Raw genomic sequence first — 21,019 nt, 5'->3', positions numbered from 1 at the left:
GGACATTGACCCGCCCCCACACCATGCGTAGCCTTGCGCATTCGAGGTTCTTCGGCGTCTGCCGAAGCTAAGAAGGGAACGCGGTCGATGCCGCGGCTGCCCCCGCAACTGTGAACGGTGATGTTTCGCTGCCACGCCACTGCAAACCCTGTGCAACGGGTTCGCGGGAAGGCGCAGCGAACGCCAGTCCAACGACTGGCACACCGTCAGCCAGGAGACCTGCCTCGACACAGATTCTCACTTTCAACCGGGCGGGGTGATCCGGTGGCGAACTCTTCAGGCACGCGCGTCCGCGTTGCCGGTTGTCGTCCCGTATGCCCGCCACCTTGCCAAAGGGCATCCGATGAAAACACTGGCCAAACTCCCCGTCACCATCGTTACCGGCTTCCTCGGCTCGGGCAAGACCACCTTGCTGCGGCACATGCTCGACAACGCCCAGGGCCGTCGCATCGCGGTGATCGTCAACGAGTTTGGCGAGCTGGGCATCGACGGTGAAATCCTCAAGCAGTGCTCCATCGGCTGTACGGAGGAAGAAGCCAATGGCCGCGTCTACGAACTGGCCAATGGCTGCCTGTGCTGCACCGTCCAGGAAGAATTCTTCCCGGTGATGCGCGAACTGGTGGCCCGTCGTGGCGACCTCGATCACATCCTGATCGAAACCTCGGGCCTGGCCCTGCCCAAACCGTTGGTGCAAGCCTTCCAGTGGCCGGAAATCCGCAGCGCCTGCACCGTCGATGCGGTGATCACCGTGGTCGACAGCCCGGCCGTCGCCGCCGGCACCTTCGCCGCCTTCCCGGACCAGGTCGACGCCCAGCGCAAACTCGACCCGAACCTGGACCACGAATCGCCGCTGCACGAACTGTTCGCCGACCAACTGGCCAGCGCCGACCTGGTGATCCTCAACAAGGCCGACCTGATCAGCCCTGAAGACCTGGCCCGGGTGCGCCTGGAAGTCGCCGAAGAACTGCCGCCAGCGGTGAAAGTCATCGAAGCCAGCAGCGGTCGTCTGCCACTGGACGTACTGATCGGCCTCGGCGCCGGTTCCGAAGAGCATATCGACAGCCGTCACAGCCACCACGACCATCATCATGAAGGCGAGGACGACCACGACCACGACGCCTTCGATTCGATCTCCATCGAACTGCCGCAAGCTGACGAAAGCCTGCTGCTGGATGCCTTGACCCAACTGGTGGTCCAGCACGGCATCCTGCGCGTCAAAGGTTTCGCCGCGATCCCGAACAAGCCGATGCGCCTGCTGATCCAGGGCGTGGGCACGCGCTTCGACAAGCATTTCGACCGTCAGTGGAGTGCCGATGAAACGCGCACCACGCGCCTGGTGTTGATTGGCCAGGCACTGGATGCCGCGCTGCTCGAAGCGCAATTGCGCGCCGCGCTCAGCGTTTAAGCCATGCACCTGCTCAGGACCCAGCCCGGCGGTTTCGTGTCGGATGACAATATCGCCGACCTTGGACAGACCCCCGCCGAGCTGGTGATCCTGTGCAGCGGCGACTCCAGCCTGGCGCTGCTCGCCGAAGCGGCGCAGCAGTTGCCCGACGATTACCCGAGCGTGCGCCTGGCCAACCCGATGCAGGTGCAGAATCACGCCTCGGTCGACCTGTATGTCGACGAAGTGTTGCGTCACGCCAAGGTCATTTTGATTTCGTTGCACGGCGGTATCGCCTATTGGCGCTACGGCGTCGAGCGGCTGGTGGAGTTGTCCGGGCGCGGTGTGCAGCTGATTCTGGTGCCGGGCGATGATCGTCCGGACCCGGAACTCAGCGACCTGAGCACTGTGATTGCGCAAGACCGCGACCGACTCTGGCATTACCTGCGTCAAGGTGGAATGGCCAATGCACTCGACCTGTTTCGCTGTCTCGCCAGTCGATGGCTGGGTCGTGACTACGGGTGGGCCGAGCCGCAAACCTTGCCGCGCACGGCGATTCATCATCCGCAAAAAAGCCCCGCCGCACTGCAGGATTGGCAAGCCGACTGGCAGATCGATCAACCGGTAGCGGCCGTGTTGTTTTACCGCTCGCATCTGCAGGCGGCGAACACCGCTTTCATCGATGTTTTCTGTCAGCGTTTGCAGGCGGCGGGGCTCAACCCGCTGCCGATTGCCGTGGCCAGTTTGAAAGAACCCGGTTGCCTGGCAGTGGTCGAGGACTGGCTGGATGAAGTGGGCGCCAGCGTGATTCTCAATACCACCGGTTTCGCCCAGTCCAGCCCCGAAGCGCCGCATCTGCGACCGTTTCGCCGCAACATCGTGGTGATCCAGGCGATCTGTGCCCAGGACAACCAACCCGGTTGGCGCGCCAGCGAGCAGGGCCTCGGTCCGCGGGACCTGGCGATGCACATCGCACTGCCGGAACTGGACGGGCGAATCATCAGCCGGCCGATCAGTTTCAAGGACCTGGCCTGGCACAGTGAGCGCAGTCAGTCCGATGTGGTCTGCTATCGACCTGCTCCAGAACGCATGGATTTCGTCGCCGAACTGGCCCGGCGCTGGATTGATCTGGCGCGGGTGCCGAATGCTGAGAAACGCATCGCCCTGATCCTCGCCAACTACCCGACCCGTGACGGGCGTATCGGCAACGGTGTCGGCCTCGACACACCCGCCGCCGCGCTGAACATCCTGCGGGCGCTGCATAAAGAAGGTTATCCGCTACCGTCCCGATTGCCCGACAGCGGCACCGGGTTGATCCAGCAATTGCTCGGCGGCGTCAGCAACGATCTCGACAGCCTCGACCAGCGTCCGTGCCAGCAGAGCCTGGCGCTGGACGACTATTGGCTGATGTTCAACGCGTTACCCGAAGACAACCGCCGGGCCGTGCTGGAACGCTGGGGCAGCCCCGAAAACGATCCGATGTGCCGTGGCGGACGGATGATGATTGCCGGGCTGCGTTTGGGCCTGACCTTTGTCGGCATCCAGCCGGCCCGGGGTTATCAGGTCGATCCGAGCGCGGTCTACCATGACCCGGACCTGGTACCCCCGCACGGCTATCTGGCGTTCTATTTCTGGCTGCGCAACACCTACGGCGCCCACGGCGTGATTCATGTCGGCAAGCACGGCAACCTGGAATGGCTGCCGGGCAAGGGCGTCGGTCTGTCGGAAAATTGCTGGCCGGATGCACTGCTCGGGCCGCTGCCGAACATTTATCCGTTTATCGTCAACGACCCGGGCGAGGGCGCCCAGGCCAAACGCCGTACTCAGGCGGTGATCATCGATCACCTGATGCCGCCGCTGACCCGCGCCGAAACGTACGGGCCGCTGCGCAACCTCGAGTCGCTGGCCGACGAATATTACGAAGCGCAATTGCTCGATCCGCGCCGCGCCCGGGAATTGCAGCGCGACATCCTGCAACTGGTGCGCGACACCCATATCGACCGCGAACTGCAGCTGGATGAAAAACTCGACAGCGATGCCGACGCGGCGATCTGGCTGCCACGTCTGGACACCTACTTGTGCGACTTGAAAGAGTCACAGATCCGCGATGGCCTGCATGTGTTTGGCGAGTCGCCGACCGGGCGTTTGCGCATTGACACCCTGCTGGCCCTGCTGCGGATTCCCCGTGGCGACGGGCGAGGGGCGCAATCGAGTTTGCTGCGAGCGTTGGCCAAGGCCTTCGAGCTGGGTTTCGATCCGCTGGATTGTGCGCTGGCCGAGCCTTGGGCCGGGCCACGTCCGGATCAATTGCAAGCGCTGAGCGATGATGCCTGGCGCACGGTCGGCGATACCCGCGAACGCCTGGAACTGTTCGCCGCTCAACTGATCTCGCAGGCTGTGGGTGCTGAGGTCGAACCACCAAACCCTCCTCCAGCCAACCCCGTACCCTGTGGGAGCGGGCTTGCTCGCGAAAGCGGAGTGTCAGTCGACATTGATTTGCCTGACACACCGCTTTCGCGAGCAAGCCCGCTCCCACAGGAGGCAGGCTCAATCCCACAGGAGGCAGGCTCAATCCCACAGGAGGCCGGCTCAATCCCACAGGAAGCAGGCTCACTCCCACAGGAGGCAGGCTGGTCCGAGGTACAAGCCATCATCGACCACCTGCGCGAAGTCGTCGCGCCGCGCCTGGATGCCTGCGGCCCCGCGGAGATGCGCGGCCTTCTCGATGCCTTGAGCGGCCGTTTCGTCCCGGCCGGCCCCAGCGGTGCACCCAGCCGCGGGCGTCTGGACGTACTGCCCACCGGGCGCAACTTCTATTCGGTGGACGTGCGCAACCTGCCGACCACCACCGCGTGGCGCATTGGTTTCCAGTCGGCGAACCTGATTCTTGAGCGACACCTGCAGGATCACGGCGATCACCTGCGCCAGCTCGGCCTGTCGGTCTGGGGCACCGCGACCATGCGCACCGGCGGTGACGACATCGCCCAGGCCATGGCGCTGATGGGCGTGCGCCCGGTCTGGGCTACCGGCAGTCAGCGGGTCGATGATTTCGAGATTCTGCCGCTGAGCTTGCTCGACCGTCCGCGGGTCGACGTGACCCTGCGCGTGTCCGGCTTCTTCCGCGATGCCTTTGCCAACCTGATCCGCCTGTTCGACGCGGCCGTGCAAGCGGTCGCCGCCCTCGACGAGCCGGATGACCTCAACCCGTTGGCAGCCAAGGTTCGCGCCGAGCGTGAAACGCTGCTGCAATCGGGTCTCGATGAAGAGGCGGCCCGCCGCCAGGCCGGTTGGCGCATTTTTGGTGCCAAACCCGGTGCTTACGGTGCGGGCGTGCAGGGCGCGATTGACGGACGACTGTGGCAAAGCCGGCAGGACCTGGCCGAGGTTTACCTGAACTGGGGCGGTTACGCCTACGGCGGTTCTGACGAAGGCACCGCCGCCCGTGAACAGTTCGCCCAGCGCTTGAGTCAAGTGCAAGCGGTGCTGCAAAACCAGGATAATCGTGAGCACGACCTGCTCGATTCCAACGACTATTACCAATTCCAGGGCGGTATGCTCGCCGCCGTGGAAAGCCTCAGCGGCGAAGCGGCGGCCAGTTACCATGGCGATCACAGTCAGCCGGACCTGCCGAAGATCCGCACCCTCAAGGAAGAGCTGAACCGGGTGATCCGGTCCAGGGCGGCCAACCCGAAGTGGATCGACGGCGTGAAGCGCCACGGCTATAAAGGCGCGTTCGAACTGGCTGCCACCGTCGACAACCTGTTTGCCTTCGACGCAACGACGCAGTTGATTGACGATCACCAGTACGCACTGCTGGCGGACGCTTATCTGCTGGACCCGGCGACCCGGGATTTTGTTCGCGAGCACAATCCTCATGCACTGCGCGACATGACCGAACGCCTGCTGGAAGCGCAGCAGCGGGGGATGTGGCAAGAGCCGGGTGAGTACCGCGAGGCGCTGGAAAATTTGTTGCTGGACATAGAAGAAGATAGCTGATGCGCCGCAGAACCCTGTGGGAGCGAGCTTGCTCGCGATAGCGGCGGATCATTCAATATTAATTTTGGCTGACACGCCGCCATCGCGAGCAAGCTCGCTCCCACAGGGATTAAGGTGCTGCTGATGGATCACCGACCATGACCGAGATTTGATATGACCGACACCCCCCATTTCCCCCTCTCCGCCGTGGTCGGCGCCGACGATTTGAAACTCGCCCTCTACCTCACCGCCATCGACCCGAAAATCGGCGGTGTGCTGATCGAAGGCCCGCGCGGCATGGCCAAATCAACCCTGGCCAGAGGCCTGGCGGACCTGCTCGCCAGCGGTCAATTCGTCACCTTGCCCCTGGGTGCTACCGAAGAACGCCTGGTCGGCACCCTCGATCTCGACGCCGCGCTGAGCGAAGGTCGCGCGCAATTCTCCCCTGGCGTGCTGGCCAAGGCGGACGGCGGCGTGCTCTACGTCGACGAGGTCAACCTGTTACCCGATCACCTGGTGGACCTGTTGCTCGACGTGGCCGCCAGCGGCACCAACCTGATCGAACGCGATGGCATTTCCCATCGGCATTCGGCGAAGTTCGTGCTGATCGGCACCATGAACCCGGAGGAGGGCGAACTGCGTCCGCAATTGCTCGACCGCTTTGGTTTGAACGTCGCCCTCAGCGGTCACACACTGCCGGCGGAACGTGGTCAGATCATTCGCCGGCGACTGGATTTCGACAACGATCCCCAAAATTTCTGCACCGAGTGGGAAAACCGGCAGCAGTCACTGCGTGAGCGTTGCCAGAAAGCGCGCAGCACACTGGCGAGCATCCCCCTCGACGATCAGGCACTGGCGCAGATTACCGAGCGCTGTTTTGCCGCGGGTGTCGATGGCTTGCGCGCCGATCTGGTGTGGTTGCGCGCGGCCCGTGCCCACGCTGCCTGGCGTGGTGCGAGCGCCATTGCCGAGGAAGATATCGATGCGGTGGCCGAGTTCGCCTTGCGTCATCGTCGGCGCGAACAGGCGCCGCCTGCACCGCAGCAAGCCCGGCAGTCCTCTGCACAACATTCCAATCCAGGCGAAGGCCAGGGCCAATGGGGCGAAATGCCCGCCCAGGCACTGCCGGTCGGCGCCCGACGAGAAGTGCCGAGCTGGCCAAAAAAGCCTTAGGCATTCGCCCTCGATCTGACGCGGGGGCGAATGCCAGACCCCGCGCCGGACGGCTTGATCACGGCAAGCAAGGCCGGTGTCATGCCGCGCGCGACGGCTCGATCAATTGGCCCGGCACCTTGCTGGGTGGCCGCCCGCGTCAGCGCGACGATGTACTGTTCCACCTGCGTACCCGTTCCCCCCATGAACTGTGGCTGGTGATCGTCGACGCCTCGGCCTCGACTCGCCGCCATCAGGCATTGAGCGATGCCAAGGGCCTGCTGGCGCAACTGTTCGAGGACGCCTACCGCCAGCGTGCGCGCCTGGCTTTGCTGACCGCCAGCGGTCAGGTACCGCAATGGCAAGTGCAAGGGTTGAAGGCGTCCGCCGGTTTGCGCCACTGGCTCGATGAGCTTGGCGCAGGCGGTGGCACGCCGTTACTGGCAGCGCTGGATGAGGCGGGACGCTGGCTGGCTGCCCGTCAGAAGCGTTTTCCGGCGGAGCGACAGCGACTGTTGCTGGTGACCGATGGCCGATTGAAAGACTTCACGATGTTGCCGACCCTTGATTGTCCGGGGCTGTTGATTGACATTGAGCGAGGGCCGATTCGGCTTGGGCGGGCGAAGGTGTTGGCGACCGGGTTGGGTGCCGATTATCGGCATATCGACGAGCTGGTTCCAGGCTGAGTTCGTTGGTGCCTGAGCTGGCCTCTTCGCGAGCAAGCCCGCTCCCACATTTGATCCCCGTTGCTTGATAGAACGCGGACTAATGTGGGAGCGGGCTTGCTCGCGAAGGCGGCCGTTGGAACCACGAAAATCCAGAGGTTTACAGATTTTGAAATGATTTCCTACTGTAGGAAAAGTCCCATTCACCTGTACGCTCCAAGTCCTTTTCCCTTTCAGGACTTGCATGAACACCCTCTTGGAGCCTCCCGGTTATCCTTTCTCCTCGCGCTATCGCGCGGTCTTGATGCTCGCGAAACACCCGGTCTTCCGACTCCCGAACGTCCTTGCCTTTTCAACTCCAGGGCCTGCGCGACGCGCTTTGCCATGCCCGGCATTCTGAAAATCACTGAAGAGATCGAGACGTTTTCATGGAATGGATAGCTGACCCCACCGCCTGGCTGGGCTTGTTGACCCTGATCGTGCTGGAGCTGGTGCTGGGCATCGACAACCTGGTGTTTATCGCCATCCTCGCCGACAAACTGCCGCCCGAGCAGCGCGACCGTGCGCGAATCATTGGTCTGTCCCTGGCTTTGTTGATGCGTCTGGGCCTGCTGGCGAGCATTTCCTGGCTGGTCACCCTGACTCAGCCGCTGTTCGAAGTATTCGACAAGAGCTTCTCCGGCCGCGACCTGATCATGCTGTTCGGTGGTGTGTTCCTGTTGTTCAAGGCCACCATGGAATTGCATGAACGACTTGAAGGCCATGTCGGCCAGCGCTCGTCCAACGGGGCTTACGCCATGTTCTGGCCGATCGTGGCGCAGATTGTGGTCCTCGATGCCGTGTTCTCCCTGGACGCGGTGATTACCGCCGTGGGCATGGTCGATGAATTGGCGGTGATGATGATCGCGGTGATCATTTCCATAGGCCTGATGATCGTTGCCAGCAAACCGCTGACCCGTTTCGTCAACGCGCACCCGACGGTGATCATGCTCTGTCTGGGCTTCCTGATGATGATCGGCTTCGCCCTGACCGCCGAAGGCCTGGGCTTCCACATTCCCAAGGGCTACCTGTACGCGGCCATCGGCTTCTCGATCCTGATCGAAATCTTCAACCAGATCGCCCGGGCCCGGCGCAAGCGGTCCATGCAGGGCCTGCGGCCAATGCGTGAACGCACGGCCCATGCGGTGATGCGTTTGCTCGGTGGGCGCAAGCTGGCGGTAGAGGAAGTCGGCGAGGAAATCGCCGACATGCTGGACAACGGTGAAATGCCAAGCGGGGAACTGTTCGACCGCCGTGAACGGGTGATGATCAGTGGCGTGTTGCAACTGGCCGAGCGGCCGATCCGTACCCTGATGACCGTGCGCGCCGACGTCGATCACATCGACCTGGCCGACGATGCCGACACCATTCGCACGCGGCTGATGCATTCGTCCTACTCGCGCCTGCCGCTGATTCGCGACGGGGCGGTGGATGAGCCGTTGGGCTTCGTGCATAAAAAGGAATTGCTCAAGGAGTACCTGGCCGGTAACCAACCGAGCCTTGAGGATCTGGCGCGCCAGACCATCAACTTGCTGGACAGCTACTCGATCCTCAATGCCCTGGAACAGATGCGCAAGGCTTCGACCCACATTGCCTTCGTGGTCAATGAATTCGGCGACTTCGTCGGCGTGCTGACCATGACCGACATTCTCGAATCGATCGCCGGCGAACTGCCCGATGCCAGCGAAATCGAAGGCCCGGATGTGGTCGAGGAGAGAGGCGGGTTCATGGTCAGCGGCGCGTTGAACCTGGCCCGGGTGCGCCAGCGCACCGGCTTTGCGGCAGAGCCGACCGACGATTACCAGACCCTCGCGGGACTGATGGTGAGCGTGCTGGATCGACTGCCGATGATCGGTGACAGCCATGAGTGGGAAGGCTGGCGGTTGACGGTGATGGCGGTTGAAGAGCGGCGGGTGACGCGGGTGTTGCTGGCCCCTGTCGGCGGGTAGTAATGTCAGCCCCCACCTACACATCAAGGTATGCACGGAGGTGGATTTGCCGTGGCGTTATGAAAAAAGGCGGGGTTAGGTTCGACTTGAAGTGCTATTTTGAACACCATTAAAAGCACTCCAGGAAAAAAATCATGACGCATATTGTGCTTTCGCAAGTCGTCGCCAGCATTTCTGAGCTCAAGAAAAACCCAATGGGAACTGTCGCCGCCGGTGGTGGCTTGTCTGTCGCGATTCTTAACCGCAACGAGCCGGCTTTCTACTGCGTCCCCGCTAAAGAATATGAAGCGATGATGGATCGACTGGAAGACTTGGAGTTGATAGCTCTCTGCCGGGAACGAGAAAATGATCCAACGATCAAGGTTTCTCTCGATGACCTATGAGTTGGAGTTTTCCGATAACGCCTGGAAAGAATGGCAAAAGCTTGGCGTAACATTGAGGGAGCAGTTCAAGAAGAAGTTGCAGGAGCGACTCTCAAATCCCCATGTTCCGGCTGACCGGCTGAACGGGCTGGGGAATGCATACAGGATCAAGCTCCGTAATACCGGGTATCGGCTGGTTTATAGCGTCTTCGATGAAGTATTGGTAGTGACGGTGATAGCGGTGGGGAAGCGGGAGCGCGGAGAAGTTTATAAGGACGCAGAAAAGCGCTAGGTTTCCGGCATCTGAATTCCTGCAATTGCAACTTGCTCGCCGGGTTCTGGCAGCCACCGCACTACTCACCAAGGCATTCTGATAGCCGGGTCAAGGCAAACAAGGATGCTCCATGATCAGCGTCCATCCATCAAATGTGGTGCAAATACTCGCGCCGTGTAGCCAACGGTAGCGCAGCCGCATCTGTATACGTTGTCGCCCGTTTGTGTGTCGGACAAGATCGTGTTCATGAATCAGGGGCGGATCGAGGAGCAGGGGCCGCCCAAGGCACTGTTCGAGCGCCCGCAATCGCCCCGACTGGCCTGGCGGAATATCTCAAGAACACGCGGTTCTGACGGTTACCCAAGAATTTTCATCTTTCAATCAGGAGAAACACTCATGAGCATTACTCGTTACGGCACCGGCAGCACCGCCGGTGGCGGCCAGCCCCGTCCTTTTGCCCGCGCTGTCGAAGCCGATGGCTGGCTGCACGTGTCCGGCCAGGTGCCGGCGGTGGATGGCGAGATCATTGCGGGCGGCATCGTCGAGCAGACCCACCAGACCATGAGAAACCTGATCGCGATTCTCGAAGAGGCCGGTTATGGCCTGGAAGACGTGGTGCGCACCGGTGTGTGGCTGGAAGACCCGCGGGATTTCTGGAGTTTCAACAAGGTGTTTTCCGAGTACTTCAAAAGCGAGCACGCTCCGGCGCGGGCCTGTGTGCAGGCGAGCATGATGGTGGACTGCAAGGTTGAGATCGATTGCGTCGCTTACAAGAAAAAGGCCTGAGATTTGTGGTGAATTCTTCGCCCTGACAGTCACCACTACACTCTGGTTAAACTCCCGGCACTTTGTATGGGAACCACTGATATGACCGAAGACACCATCAAGCGCCGGGCTCGCGGTCTGGACCGGGCGTTCGATATCCTCGATTTCCTCAAGGAGATCGGCCAGCCCCTGCGCCCGAATGAAATCGCCAGCGGCATCGGCAGCCCGAAATCCACGGTCTACGAGCTGGTCGCCTCACTGCTCGAACGGCGCATACTCAAGCCCGTGGGGGGGCGATGCCAGGAACAACTACCATGACTATCGCCGGGTGCTGATCGACAGCGCCAACAGCCTGGCCCGTCGCATCAACGAGTAACCGTGGCTGCTCGCGGCCGCGAATGTGAGGAGTTCAACCATGTATTCTGCCAAAAATACTGCCGCCGTGGAAAAGGGCTTTGCCCACACGGGCGCCAACCTGGTGCGCGACGTCAGCCTGCCGGCGCTGGTGCTGCATCGCGAGGCGCTGGAACACAACATTCGCTGGATGCAGGCGTTTGTCAGCAACAGCGGCGCAGAACTGGCGCCCCACGGTAAAACCAGCATGACTCCGGCGCTGTTCCGCCGCCAACTCGACGCCGGTGCCTGGGGCATCACCCTGGCCAGCGCCACCCAGACCCGTGCGGCTTACGCCCATGGTGTGCACCGGGTGTTGATGGCCAACCAGTTGGTCGGCACGCCGAACATGGTGCTGATCGCCGATCTGCTGGCGGACCCGGCCTTCGACTTTTATTGCATGGTCGATCACCCGGACAACGTCGCTGATCTCGGGGCGTATTTCACCTCCCGCGGCGTGCGACTGAATGTGATGATCGAGTACGGCGTGGTCGGCGGTCGTTGCGGGTGCCGCACGGAACAGCAAGTGCTCGACCTGGCCAAGGCCATCGCGGCGCAACCGGCCCTGGCGCTGACCGGTATCGAAGGTTACGAAGGGGTGATTCACGGTGATCATGCGGTGACCGGCATCCGCGAATTCGCCGCCTCCCTGGTGCGTCTGGCGGTGCAGTTGCAGGACAGCGGTGCGTTCGCCATCGCCAAGCCAATCATCACTGCATCGGGGTCGGCCTGGTACGACCTGATCGCCGAATCCTTCGAAGCCCAGAACGCCGGCGGACGCTTCCTCAGCGTATTGCGTCCCGGCAGCTATGTGGCTCACGACCACGGTATCTATAAAGAAGCGCAATGCTGCGTGCTCGACCGTCGCAGCGACCTGCACGAAGGCCTGCGTCCGGCGCTGGAAGTCTGGGCGCATGTGCAGTCGTTGCCGGAGCCGGGGTTTGCGGTGATCGCCCTGGGCAAGCGTGACGTGGCCTACGACGCCGGTTTGCCGGTGCCGTTGCTGCGTTACAAGGCCGGCGTGGTGCCGGCGACGGGTGAAGACGTCAGTGCCTGCAAGGTGACGGCGGTGATGGACCAGCATGCGTTCATGACGGTGGCGCCGGGGGTCGAGTTGCGAGTGGGGGACATCATTGCCTTTGGTACTTCCCATCCGTGCCTGACGTTCGACAAGTGGCGTATCGGGTGTCTGGTGGATGAGCAGATGAATGTCATCGAGATCATGGAAACCTGTTTTTAAGGCCATGGACCGAGGCGCGACCTTCGCGGGCAAGCCCGCTCCCACAGGATTTATGTGTTAATCACTAATATCATGTACGACACAAACCTTGTGGGAGCGGGCTTGCTCGCGAAGGGGCCCTCAAGCCAACTGATCAATCCCGATAAAACACCTGCACCAGGTGATACCCGAACTTGCTCTTGACCGGCCCATGCACCACCCGCAGCGGTTTTTTGAAGATCACCGCATCGATCACCCCAACCATCTGCCCGGGCCGCACTTCACCCAAGTCGCCGCCGCGCTTGCCGGACGGGCAGGTGGAATACTTCTTGGCCAGCACATCGAACGCTTCACCCTTGGCGATGCGTTGTTTGAGCTGCTCGGCTTCTTCCGAGGTTTTCACCAGAATATGGCGGGCTTGAGCTTTCATTGGGACAGGTACCTTGCAACGGTGGTGGCTATGTTGGTGCCAGCGGGGGGCGGGACGCGCGATTATGCCTCAACTCACTCGGGTTGACCGATCATCGTGCGAATCTTGTTGGCCAACAGGTCGATGGAAAAGGGCTTGGCCACCATGTCCATGCCTTCTTCGAGGAAACCCTGGCGCTCGGCGGCTTTCTCCGCATAACCGGTCATGAACAGCACTTTGAGGTCGGGCCGGTGCTGGCGGGCGATTTCCGCCAGTTGCCGACCGTTCATTCCCGGTAGCCCGACATCGGTCACCAACAGATCGACCCGCAGTTCGGATTCGAGCAAGGGCAGGGCGGCCTTCGCGTCTTCAGCCTCATGGGCGTGATAACCCAGCTCGTTGAGCAGGTCGAGCACCAGCATGCGCACCGCCGGATCGTCTTCCACCAGTACCACGGTTTCGCCGGCAATCGCCGCTGGCGCCTCACTGGGGACCGGCAACATTGCGGGGTCAGGCACTGCGACGTACAGCCGCGGCAAGTACAGGCGAACACTGGTGCCCTGGCCCGGCAGGCTGAACAGGCTGACATGACCACCCGACTGCTGGGCGAAACCGTAGATCATCGACAACCCGAGACCGGTGCCCTGGCCAATGGGCTTGGTGGTGAAAAACGGATCGAAGGCCTTGGCCAGTACCGACGGCGTCATGCCGGTCCCGTTGTCGCTGACGGCGATCATCAGGTAATCCCCGGCCTTGACCGGCTCCAGGGTGGTGATGTCGCTGCCGTCGAGGTACACGTTGGCGGTTTCGATCAGCAACTGGCCGCCATCGGGCATCGCGTCCCGGGCGTTGATCACCAGGTTGAGCAGGGCGTTTTCCAACTGACTGACGTCGGTGCTGACCGGCCAGATTTCATCGGCCAGTTGCAGCTTGAGCTCGATATGGTCGCCTTTGGTGCGGCTGAGCAGGTCTTCCAGGGAATGGATCAACTCATTGGCGTCGAGCGGTTTGCGATCCAGTGACTGGCGCCGGGAGAACGCCAGCAGCCGATGGGTCAGGGCAGCGGCACGGTGGGCCGAGGACACCGCCGCCTCGGTGAAGCGGCCGATTTCCGCGGCCCGCCCTTCGGCGATGTAACGCTGCATCAGGTCGAGGCTGCCGATGATCCCGGTCAGCATGTTGTTGAAGTCATGGGCGATGCCGCCGGTGAGCTGGCCGACCGCTTCCATTTTTTGCGCATGGCGCAACGCTTCTTCGGCGCGTTCGCGTTCGAACATCTCCTTGAGCAGTTTCTCATTGGCTTCGGCCAGTTGCCGGGTGCGGGCGCTGACGCGTTCTTCGAGGGTTTCGTTGAGATTGCGCAGGGCTTCTTCGGTCTGTTTGCGCTCGGTTTCGTCGATCACGAAGATGTAGAAACCATTCACCGCGCCATCCGGTCCGTGACGCGGCAGATAATTCATCAACGCCTGACGGAGGCTGCCATCACGATGCGCGGCGCTGATGCTGAAGCAACAGGCTTTACCCGACAGTGCTTCGGCGATGTATTCGGCGCGCAGATTGTAGGCCTCTTCGCCCAGGACGTCGCGAATCGTGCGGCCGTAGAGTTCCTGGGGCGTCAGGCCGTACCAGTCGAGGTAAGCGGCGTTGTTCAGGCGAAAACGCTCGCCGCTGTCGACGTAACTGATCAGGATCGGCATGGCGTTGATGATCAATTGCAGCTCGGTCTGGCTCTGGCGCAAAGCCTGCTCGGTGAGTTTGCGTTCGGTCAGGTCCAGGGCGGCACCCAGGAAACGGATGGGCCGGCCATGGTGGTCCTTGTAGCAACGACCCCGGGCAAACACCCAGCGCAACTGACCGTCGGGCTGCAGCAGGCGATATTCCTCGGCGTATTCGGTGCCGTGGGTAATGGAGTGCTTGATGCTGCGGGTGACCATGGCGCGGTCTTCCGGGTGCACTGCATGGAGATAATCACTGATGGGCAACTGGCTGGCGAGCAGTGGGTCGACGCCATGCAGTTGGGCGAAATGGGTGTCGGCAATGAAACGGTCTTCGCTGATGTCCCAGTCCCAGGTGCCGACGGCATCCGTGGCGGCCAGGGCCAGTTGCAGGCGCTCCTCGGTTTCATGCTGGGCCTTGAGGCTGGCTGCCGAGCGCTGCTCGAGTTCCAGGGCAATGCGTCGGCGCTCGTTGGTTTCGATAGCGGTGACCAGAATACCGGCGACCCGGGCGCTTTCATCGCGAATGGGACTGTAGGTCAGGTCCAGCCAGAAATCGGTATCATGACCATCGCGCTGCAAGGTGAAGCGCTGTTCACTGTAAGTCCGCACTTGTCCTTGCAGGACGGCTCTGTAAATCGGGTCGGTAAAGTCTTTGAGTTCCGGCCAGGTCTGGTGAGTGGGTTGTCCGAACGCGTGGGGATGTTTGCTGCCGGCCAGCAGGGCGAAGCCATCGTTGTAGATCTGCGTGAGTTGCGGCCCCCACAGCAACAGCATGGGCATCGGCGAATGAATCACGATGTCCACGGCGGTGCGCAAGCTCTGCGGCCAGGTGATGGCAGTGCCCAGCGGAGTGCGTGTCCAGTCCAGTCTGGCGATCAAGGCCTGGGCATCGCTGCCGGTCGGTGTCGGGTTCATCAAATTGTCCTGCACTTAAGTCGGTATGGCGACGTCTACTATCCTTGCAGGGCGGTAGACGCGGGATGACCTGTTTTGGGTCATTTTTATTCATTGAATGCTTCGCGGGTGCTTTTTGCCATGGAAATCGCTGCATTGTTGAAAGTCCTGGCCAACCAGGATGGCTCCGACCTCTATCTGTCCACGGGCGCGCCACCCAGTGCGCGGTTCGATGGCCTGCTCAAACCCCTGGCCGATCAGCCGTTCAAACCTGGGGAAATCGCCGCCATTGCCGCGTCCATCATGGACGCCGAACAGCGTCTGGAGTTCGATCGGGAACTGGAGATGAACCTGGCGATCTCGTTGGCGGGTGTCGGGCGCTTTCGGGTCAATATTTTCAAGCAGCGCAACGACGTGTCGATTGTGGTGCGCAACGTCAAACTCGACATTCCGCGCTTTGAAGACCTCAAGTTACCGTCGGTGTTGCTCGAAACGGTGATGCTCAAACAGGGCCTGATGCTGTTCGTCGGTGCAACCGCCTCGGGCAAGTCAACCTCGCTGGCGGCATTGATCGACTATCGCAACCGCCACAGTAGCGGCCATATCATCACCATTGAAGACCCGGTCGAGTACATCCATCGGCACAAGAAGTCGATCATCAACCAGCGCGAGGTCGGCGTCGATACCCGCAGTTTTCATGCCGCGCTGAAGAATACCCTGCGTCAGGCCCCGGACGTGGTGCTGATCGGCGAAATCCGGGACCGCGAAACCATGGAGCATGCGCTGGCGTTTGCCGATACCGGCCATCTGGTGATCTCGACGCTGCATGCGCACAACGCCAATCAGGCACTGGACCGGATCATCAACTTCTTCCCCGAAGAACGTCGCGCGCAACTGCTCAATGACCTGGGGAATAACCTCAAGGCCTTCGTTTCCCAGCGCCTGGTGCCCACCCGTGACGGTCACCGCCGGGCAGCGGTGGAGGTGATGCTGGGCTCGCCGACGATCGGCGATCTGATCCGGCGCAACGAGTTTTCCGAGCTCAAGGGGATTATGGAGAAGTCGCAGGAATCGGGGATGCAGACGTTCGACGGTGCGCTTTATGCGTTGGTCGTCGAGGGGGCGATCGATGAGGAAGAGGCGTTGAAGCATGCCGATTCGGTGAATAATTTGCGACTGCGCTTGAAGTTGCACGCCGAAGCGTCACCGGGGACCCATGCACCGCCCGGCGAATGGGGGTTAATGGATTGACCCGTGCCCTGTAGGAGCCAGGCTTGCCGGCGAAGGCGTCCTTATGGGCGATGCAAGACTCTAGGGCCCCTTCGCCGGCAAGCCTGGCTCCTACAAGGCCCCTTCGCCGGCAAACCTGGCTCCTACAGGGACGGGGTTCAGTCTTTGAGTTCAGGGCGGTTGCGGAATTGCTCCAGCGCCTCGGGATTGGCCAGGGCATCGGTGTTTTTCACCGGTTGCCCATGCACCACATTGCGCACGGCCAGTTCTACCACCTTGCCGCTGATCGTCCGTGGAATGTCCGTCACCGCCACGATCTTCGCCGGTATGTGCCGTGGCGTGGTGTTGGCGCGGATGACCTGGCGAATCTGCTGTTGCAGTGCATCGTCCAGTTCGACGTCGTCGCGCAAACGCACGAACAGCACCACCCGCACATCATCCTGCCACTGTTGGCCGATGGCCACGCTGTCGAGCACCTGCGGGACCTTTTCCACCTGACGATAGATTTCCGCCGTGCCAATGCGCACGCCGCCCGGATTGAGCACCGCGTCCGAGCGCCCGTGGATCAGCATCCCGCCGTGGACCAGCTGTTCAGCGTAATCGCCCTGGGCCCAGACCCCGGGGAACAGGCTGAAGTACGACGCGCGCAGCTTTTCCCCGGTGGGGTCGTTCCACAAACCGATGGGCATTGCCGGGAAGTGTCGGGTGCAAACCAGCTCGCCTTTTTCGCCAATGACGGCAATCCCCGCATCGTTCCAGACCTCGACGGCCATGCCCAGGCTCTTGCCCTGGATTTCCCCGCGCCGGACCGGCAGCAGCGGATTGCCGTTGACAAAGCACGAGACGATGTCGGTACCACCGGACATCGACGCCAGGCACAGGTCGCGCTTGAAGTCGCGATAAACGTAGTCGTAGCTCTGGGGCGACAGCGCGGAGCCGGTGCACAGCAGGGTTTTCAGGCTGCCCAGATCATGGCTTTGCCGCGGTGTCACGCCACTGCTTTCCAGGGTCGCCAGGTACTTGGGGCTGGTGCCGAACACGCTGATGCGCTCGTCGTCGATCAGATCGACCAGGCGCTCGGGCCCGGGATGAAAGGGTGAACCGTCATACAGCACCACGGCGCTGTCCACGGCCAGGGCCGAGACCAGCCAGTTCCACATCATCCAGCCGCAGGTGGTGTAGTAGAACAACCGGTCGCCGGGACCGAGATCGCAATGCAGCCCATGCTCCTTGACGTGTTGCAGCAGTACGCCGCCGGTGCTGTGGATGATGCATTTGGGGATGCCGGTGGTGCCGCTGGAATAGAGGATGTACAGCGGATGAGCGAAGGGCACGGGCACGAAATCCGGCTCGCCCCCAGGCTCGTAGAAATCATCCCAGAGCGTGACGTTGGCCTGGGTGCGGAAATCTTCGATGCGCGCCTTTGGCCGTGCGTAAGGGACGACGACCAGCTGCTGCAGGGACGGCAGTTGAGCGAGTATTTCGTTGATCTTGTCAGTCTGGTCAATCTGCTTGCCGGCGTAGCGGTAGCCGGCGCAGGTGATCAGCACTTTCGGCTCGATCTGGCCGAAGCGATCGACCACCCCCTGGGTGCCGAAGTCCGGCGATGAACAGGACCAGATTGCACCCAGGCTGGTGGTGGCGAGCATGGCCACCAGGGTTTGCCAGGTGTTCGGCATGCACGCGGCCACGCGGTCGCCGAGGCCGACACCGCAGGCGATCAAACCGTTCTGAAATCCGGCGACATGCTCCGCCAGTTCGGCCCATGTCAACTGTTCACGCTGACCGTTTTCACCAATGGCTACTACCGCTATGGCATCGTCGCGACGCCGTAGCAAGTGCTCTGCGAAGTTCAGGGTGGCGCCGGGAAACCACTGGGCGCTTGGCATCTTCGCGCCTTCGACCAGCACGGCGTCGGGTTGGTCGTGAAAGCGGATGTCGAAGAAATCGACGATGGCCTGCCAGAAGGCGACCCGCTGCTCGATGGACCATTGATGCAGGGCGGGGTAGTCGGCGACATCGAGGTGGTGTCGCTGATTGATGAAGCGCCGGAAGGCGTCCATGCGGGTCTTGCCGATGCGCTCGGCGCAGGGTTGCCAAAGGATGTCGGACATGGGTTGCCTCTTCTTCTATCTTCAGATCCATTCGCGGGCAAGTCGGGTCGCCGCATCGCTCGCTCCTACAGGTCATGCATGGATCATAAAGACACCGATAACCTGTGGGAGCGTGGCTTGCTCGCGAAGAACGATAACGCGGTCTAATGGCCGATTACTGCGCCAACCACCCACCATCGATATTCCACGCCGCGCCCCTGACCTGGCTACCGGCTTCGCTGCACAAGAACAGCACCAGCTCACCCAGCTGCGGCGGTGTCACGAATTCCACGGAGGGTTGCTTCTCGGCCAGCAAATCATGCTGCGCCTTTTGCGGCTCGACTCCGGTGGCGATGCGATCATCGATCTGCTTTTGCACCAGCGGCGTCAGGACCCAGCCCGGGCAGATCGCGTTACAGGTGACGTTCGTCTTGGCCGTTTCCAGCCCGACCACTTTGGTCAAGCCGATCACCCCATGCTTGGCTGCCACATACGCCGCCTTGCCCGTCGACCCGACCAGCCCGTGCACCGAGGCGATGTTGATGATCCGCCCCCAGCCCTTGGCGCGCATGCCCGGCAGGCTCAAACGGGTACCGTGGAACACCGACGACAAATTGATCGCAATGATCGAATCCCAGCGCTCTACGGGAAAGTCTTCCACCGCAGCCACGTGCTGGATGCCAGCGTTGTTGACCAGAATGTCCACGCCGCCGAATTCACGCTCGGCGTAGGCAATCATCTCGGCAATCTGCGCCGGGTCGCTGACATCGGCCGGATGATGGCCGACCTTGCCGCCGAATTGCTCGACTTCGGCAATCACCTTGGACGCATCGCCGAAACCGTTGAGGATCAGGTTGGCGCCGGCCTTGGCCAGGCTCAGGGCGATGCCCAGGCCGATGCCGCTGGTGGAACCGGTGACCAGTGCAGTCTTGCCCGAAAGAGTTGTCATGAAATACCTCACACAATGCCAGTGGCGTAGAAAGTACCGATCACTACAAAGACCGCCAGGGTCTTGATCAGCGTAATACAGAAAATGTCTTTGTAAGCTTCGCGGTGGGTCAGGCCGGTGACCGCCAGCAAGGTAATCACCGCGCCATTGTGCGGCAGGGTGTCCATCCCGCCGCTGGCCATCGCGGCGACCCGGTGCAGCACTTCCAGCGGAATGTTGGCCGCATGGGCCGCCGCGATGAAGTCATTGGCCATGGCTGCCAGGGCAATGCTCATGCCGCCCGAGGCAGAACCGGTGATGCCGGCCAGCAGGGTCACAGTGATCGCTTCATTGACCAGCGGGTTGGGAATGCTCTTGAGCCAGTCGGCCAGCACCAGGAAGCCCGGCAAGGAGGCGATCACCGCGCCGAAGCCGTACTCCGACGCGGTGTTCATCGCCGCCAGCAGCGAACCGCCGACCGCACTTCGACTGCCTTCGGCCAACTTGCCGCGAATCGCCTGGAAGCCGAACACCAACACCATGATGATGCCGACCAGCAAGGCTGCCTGAACCGCCCAGATCGCGGTGAGCTTGGCGATTTCAGTGGTTACCGGCGCGGCCATGCCCGGCAGCGCGAGGCTGTGGGTCTTGCCATACCATTGTGGAATCCACTGCGTAAACAGCAGGTTCATGATGCCGACAGCCAGCAACGGCGACAGGGCGATCCATGGATTTGGCAGCTTGATATCGGCAGCGGTTTCCGGCTCGTTGCGCAGCTCGGTGCCATAGCCTTCACCTGCAACCTGAGCCTTGTTGCGCTGGCGCTGCAGAAACAGCATGCCGGCGCAGACCACGAAGATCGAGCCAATCAGGCCCAGCCAGGGCGCGGCCCAGGCGGTGGTGTTGAAGAAGGTACTGGGGATGATGTTCTGGATCTGCGGGGTGCCGGGCAGGGCGTCCATGGTGAACGAGAACGCGCCGAGGGCGATGGTTGCCGGGATCAGGCGTTTGGGAATATTGCTCTGGCGGAACATTTCAGCGGCAAACGGATAGACCGCAAACACCACCACGAACAGCGACACGCCGCCGTAAGTGAGCAACGCGCAGACCAGCACGATCACCAGCATCGCCTGGCGAGTGCCGAGCAGACGAATCGCTGCCGCAACGATGGAGCGCGAGAAACCCGACAGTTCGATCAGCTTGCCGAACACCGCGCCAAGCAGGAATACCGGGAAGTACAGTTTGATGAATCCGACCATTTTTTCCATGAATACCCCGGTGAAGGCTGGGGCGACGGCGGAAGGGTCGGTGAGCAGAACAGCGCCGAGGGCGGCAATCGGGGCAAAGAGGATAACGCTGTAGCCACGGTAGGCCGCGAGCATCAGCAGCGCGAGGGCTGCCAAGGCAATGATCACACTCATGGTGTGTCTCCTGGATTGTTATTTTTTTAGGGTGAAGCTGTGGGGCAGGGCTATAGCGAGATTCGTGCCATGAGTGCAACATGTTGAAATATAAGGATATTTATTTGTTTTGGTAATGTTGATGGGTTTTTTGTCTCTGTTTTGAGAAT

At 61.6% G+C, this 21,019-nt stretch carries 15 protein-coding genes, 2 pseudogenes and 1 riboswitch; of the genes and pseudogenes, 12 read left to right on the top strand and 5 right to left on the bottom strand.

Annotation, left to right across the window (positions count from 1 at the left end; genetic code table 11):
* The first annotated feature begins 27 nt into the window (after positions 1 to 27).
* Positions 28 to 241: riboswitch (cobalamin riboswitch) on the top strand.
* Between the two features lie 102 nt (positions 242 to 343).
* From cobW to F8N80_RS00935, 11 genes and pseudogenes are all read left to right on the top strand, one after another.
* Complete coding sequence (cobW, locus tag F8N80_RS00980; RefSeq protein ID WP_150744994.1) at positions 344 to 1,405, top strand: cobalamin biosynthesis protein CobW; 1,062 nt, start codon at positions 344 to 346, stop codon at positions 1,403 to 1,405.
* Positions 1,406 to 1,408: 3 nt separating this feature from the next.
* The gene (gene cobN, locus F8N80_RS00975; RefSeq protein ID WP_150782994.1) at positions 1,409 to 5,380 is read left to right on the top strand and encodes a cobaltochelatase subunit CobN; all 3,972 of its coding nucleotides are present in this window, start codon (positions 1,409 to 1,411) and stop codon (positions 5,378 to 5,380) included.
* A gap of 153 nt (positions 5,381 to 5,533) precedes the next feature.
* Positions 5,534 to 6,532, top strand: coding sequence for an ATP-binding protein (locus F8N80_RS00970; RefSeq protein ID WP_150744992.1), 999 nt, complete (start codon positions 5,534 to 5,536; stop codon positions 6,530 to 6,532).
* Positions 6,457 to 7,197: a vWA domain-containing protein gene (locus F8N80_RS00965; protein ID WP_150744991.1), complete on the top strand. Its 741-nt coding sequence runs from the start codon at positions 6,457 to 6,459 to the stop codon at positions 7,195 to 7,197. The genes F8N80_RS00970 and F8N80_RS00965 overlap by 76 nt, the downstream gene beginning before the upstream one ends.
* 407 nt (positions 7,198 to 7,604) lie before the next feature.
* Positions 7,605 to 9,164: a TerC family protein gene (locus F8N80_RS00960; RefSeq protein ID WP_150782993.1), complete on the top strand. Its 1,560-nt coding sequence runs from the start codon at positions 7,605 to 7,607 to the stop codon at positions 9,162 to 9,164.
* Positions 9,165 to 9,298: 134 nt separating this feature from the next.
* A complete protein-coding gene (locus tag F8N80_RS00955) occupies positions 9,299 to 9,547 on the top strand; it encodes a type II toxin-antitoxin system Phd/YefM family antitoxin (protein ID WP_138967231.1) in 249 nt (82 codons plus the stop codon).
* On the top strand, positions 9,537 to 9,818 hold the full coding sequence (locus tag F8N80_RS00950; RefSeq protein WP_150782992.1) for a type II toxin-antitoxin system RelE family toxin: 282 nt from the start codon (positions 9,537 to 9,539) through the stop codon (positions 9,816 to 9,818). Before F8N80_RS00955 ends, F8N80_RS00950 begins: the two co-directional genes overlap by 11 nt.
* Positions 9,819 to 10,025: 207 nt before the next feature.
* Positions 10,026 to 10,153 (top strand): annotated as a pseudogene (locus F8N80_RS32065) (amino acid ABC transporter ATP-binding protein); the annotation flags it as partial.
* Between the two features lie 43 nt (positions 10,154 to 10,196).
* Positions 10,197 to 10,586, top strand: coding sequence for a RidA family protein (locus F8N80_RS00945; RefSeq protein WP_150782991.1), 390 nt, complete (start codon positions 10,197 to 10,199; stop codon positions 10,584 to 10,586).
* 81 nt (positions 10,587 to 10,667) lie between these two features.
* Positions 10,668 to 10,856: pseudogene (locus F8N80_RS00940) on the top strand (helix-turn-helix domain-containing protein); the annotation flags it as partial.
* A 124-nt stretch (positions 10,857 to 10,980) separates the two neighbouring features.
* Positions 10,981 to 12,198, top strand: a complete 1,218-nt coding sequence (locus F8N80_RS00935) for an amino acid deaminase (protein WP_150744987.1) — start codon at positions 10,981 to 10,983, stop codon at positions 12,196 to 12,198.
* 133 nt (positions 12,199 to 12,331) lie between these two features.
* Here the strand turns inward: F8N80_RS00935 and F8N80_RS00930 are convergent, their stop codons facing one another.
* Together F8N80_RS00930 and F8N80_RS00925 are read right to left on the bottom strand one after the other, a co-directional pair.
* Positions 12,332 to 12,607 (bottom strand): peptidylprolyl isomerase, encoded by a 276-nt coding sequence (locus F8N80_RS00930; RefSeq protein WP_028622750.1) that lies wholly within the window; start codon positions 12,605 to 12,607, stop codon positions 12,332 to 12,334.
* 74 nt (positions 12,608 to 12,681) lie between these two features.
* A complete protein-coding gene (locus tag F8N80_RS00925; protein WP_150782990.1) occupies positions 12,682 to 15,219 on the bottom strand; it encodes a PAS domain-containing hybrid sensor histidine kinase/response regulator in 2,538 nt (845 codons plus the stop codon).
* Positions 15,220 to 15,339: 120 nt separating this feature from the next.
* Here F8N80_RS00925 and F8N80_RS00920 point away from each other — a divergent pair, with 120 nt between their 5' ends.
* Positions 15,340 to 16,449, top strand: coding sequence for a PilT/PilU family type 4a pilus ATPase (locus tag F8N80_RS00920; RefSeq protein WP_150744985.1), 1,110 nt, complete (start codon positions 15,340 to 15,342; stop codon positions 16,447 to 16,449).
* A 137-nt stretch (positions 16,450 to 16,586) separates the two neighbouring features.
* On the opposite strand, the gene F8N80_RS00915 is transcribed toward F8N80_RS00920, so the two are convergent.
* The 3 genes from F8N80_RS00915 to F8N80_RS00905 all read right to left on the bottom strand — a co-directional run bounded on the left by F8N80_RS00915 (position 16,587) and on the right by F8N80_RS00905 (position 20,870).
* Positions 16,587 to 18,542 carry an acetoacetate--CoA ligase gene (locus F8N80_RS00915; protein WP_150782989.1) on the bottom strand — a complete coding sequence of 652 codons (1,956 nt, stop codon included), beginning with the start codon at positions 18,540 to 18,542 and terminating at the stop codon, positions 16,587 to 16,589.
* 154 nt (positions 18,543 to 18,696) lie between these two features.
* A complete protein-coding gene (locus F8N80_RS00910) occupies positions 18,697 to 19,470 on the bottom strand; it encodes a 3-hydroxybutyrate dehydrogenase (protein WP_150744983.1) in 774 nt (257 codons plus the stop codon).
* Positions 19,471 to 19,478: 8 nt separating this feature from the next.
* Positions 19,479 to 20,870 carry a GntP family permease gene (locus F8N80_RS00905; RefSeq protein ID WP_150744982.1) on the bottom strand — a complete coding sequence of 464 codons (1,392 nt, stop codon included), beginning with the start codon at positions 20,868 to 20,870 and terminating at the stop codon, positions 19,479 to 19,481.
* Between the last annotated feature and the right edge of the window lie 149 nt (positions 20,871 to 21,019).

It is taken from the genome of Pseudomonas fluorescens (genome assembly GCF_902497995.1).
GTDB lineage: Bacteria > Pseudomonadota > Gammaproteobacteria > Pseudomonadales > Pseudomonadaceae > Aquipseudomonas > Aquipseudomonas fluorescens_BK.
The sequence above is the reverse complement of the archived record's forward strand: the minus strand, read 5'-3'. Positions and strand labels throughout refer to the sequence as shown.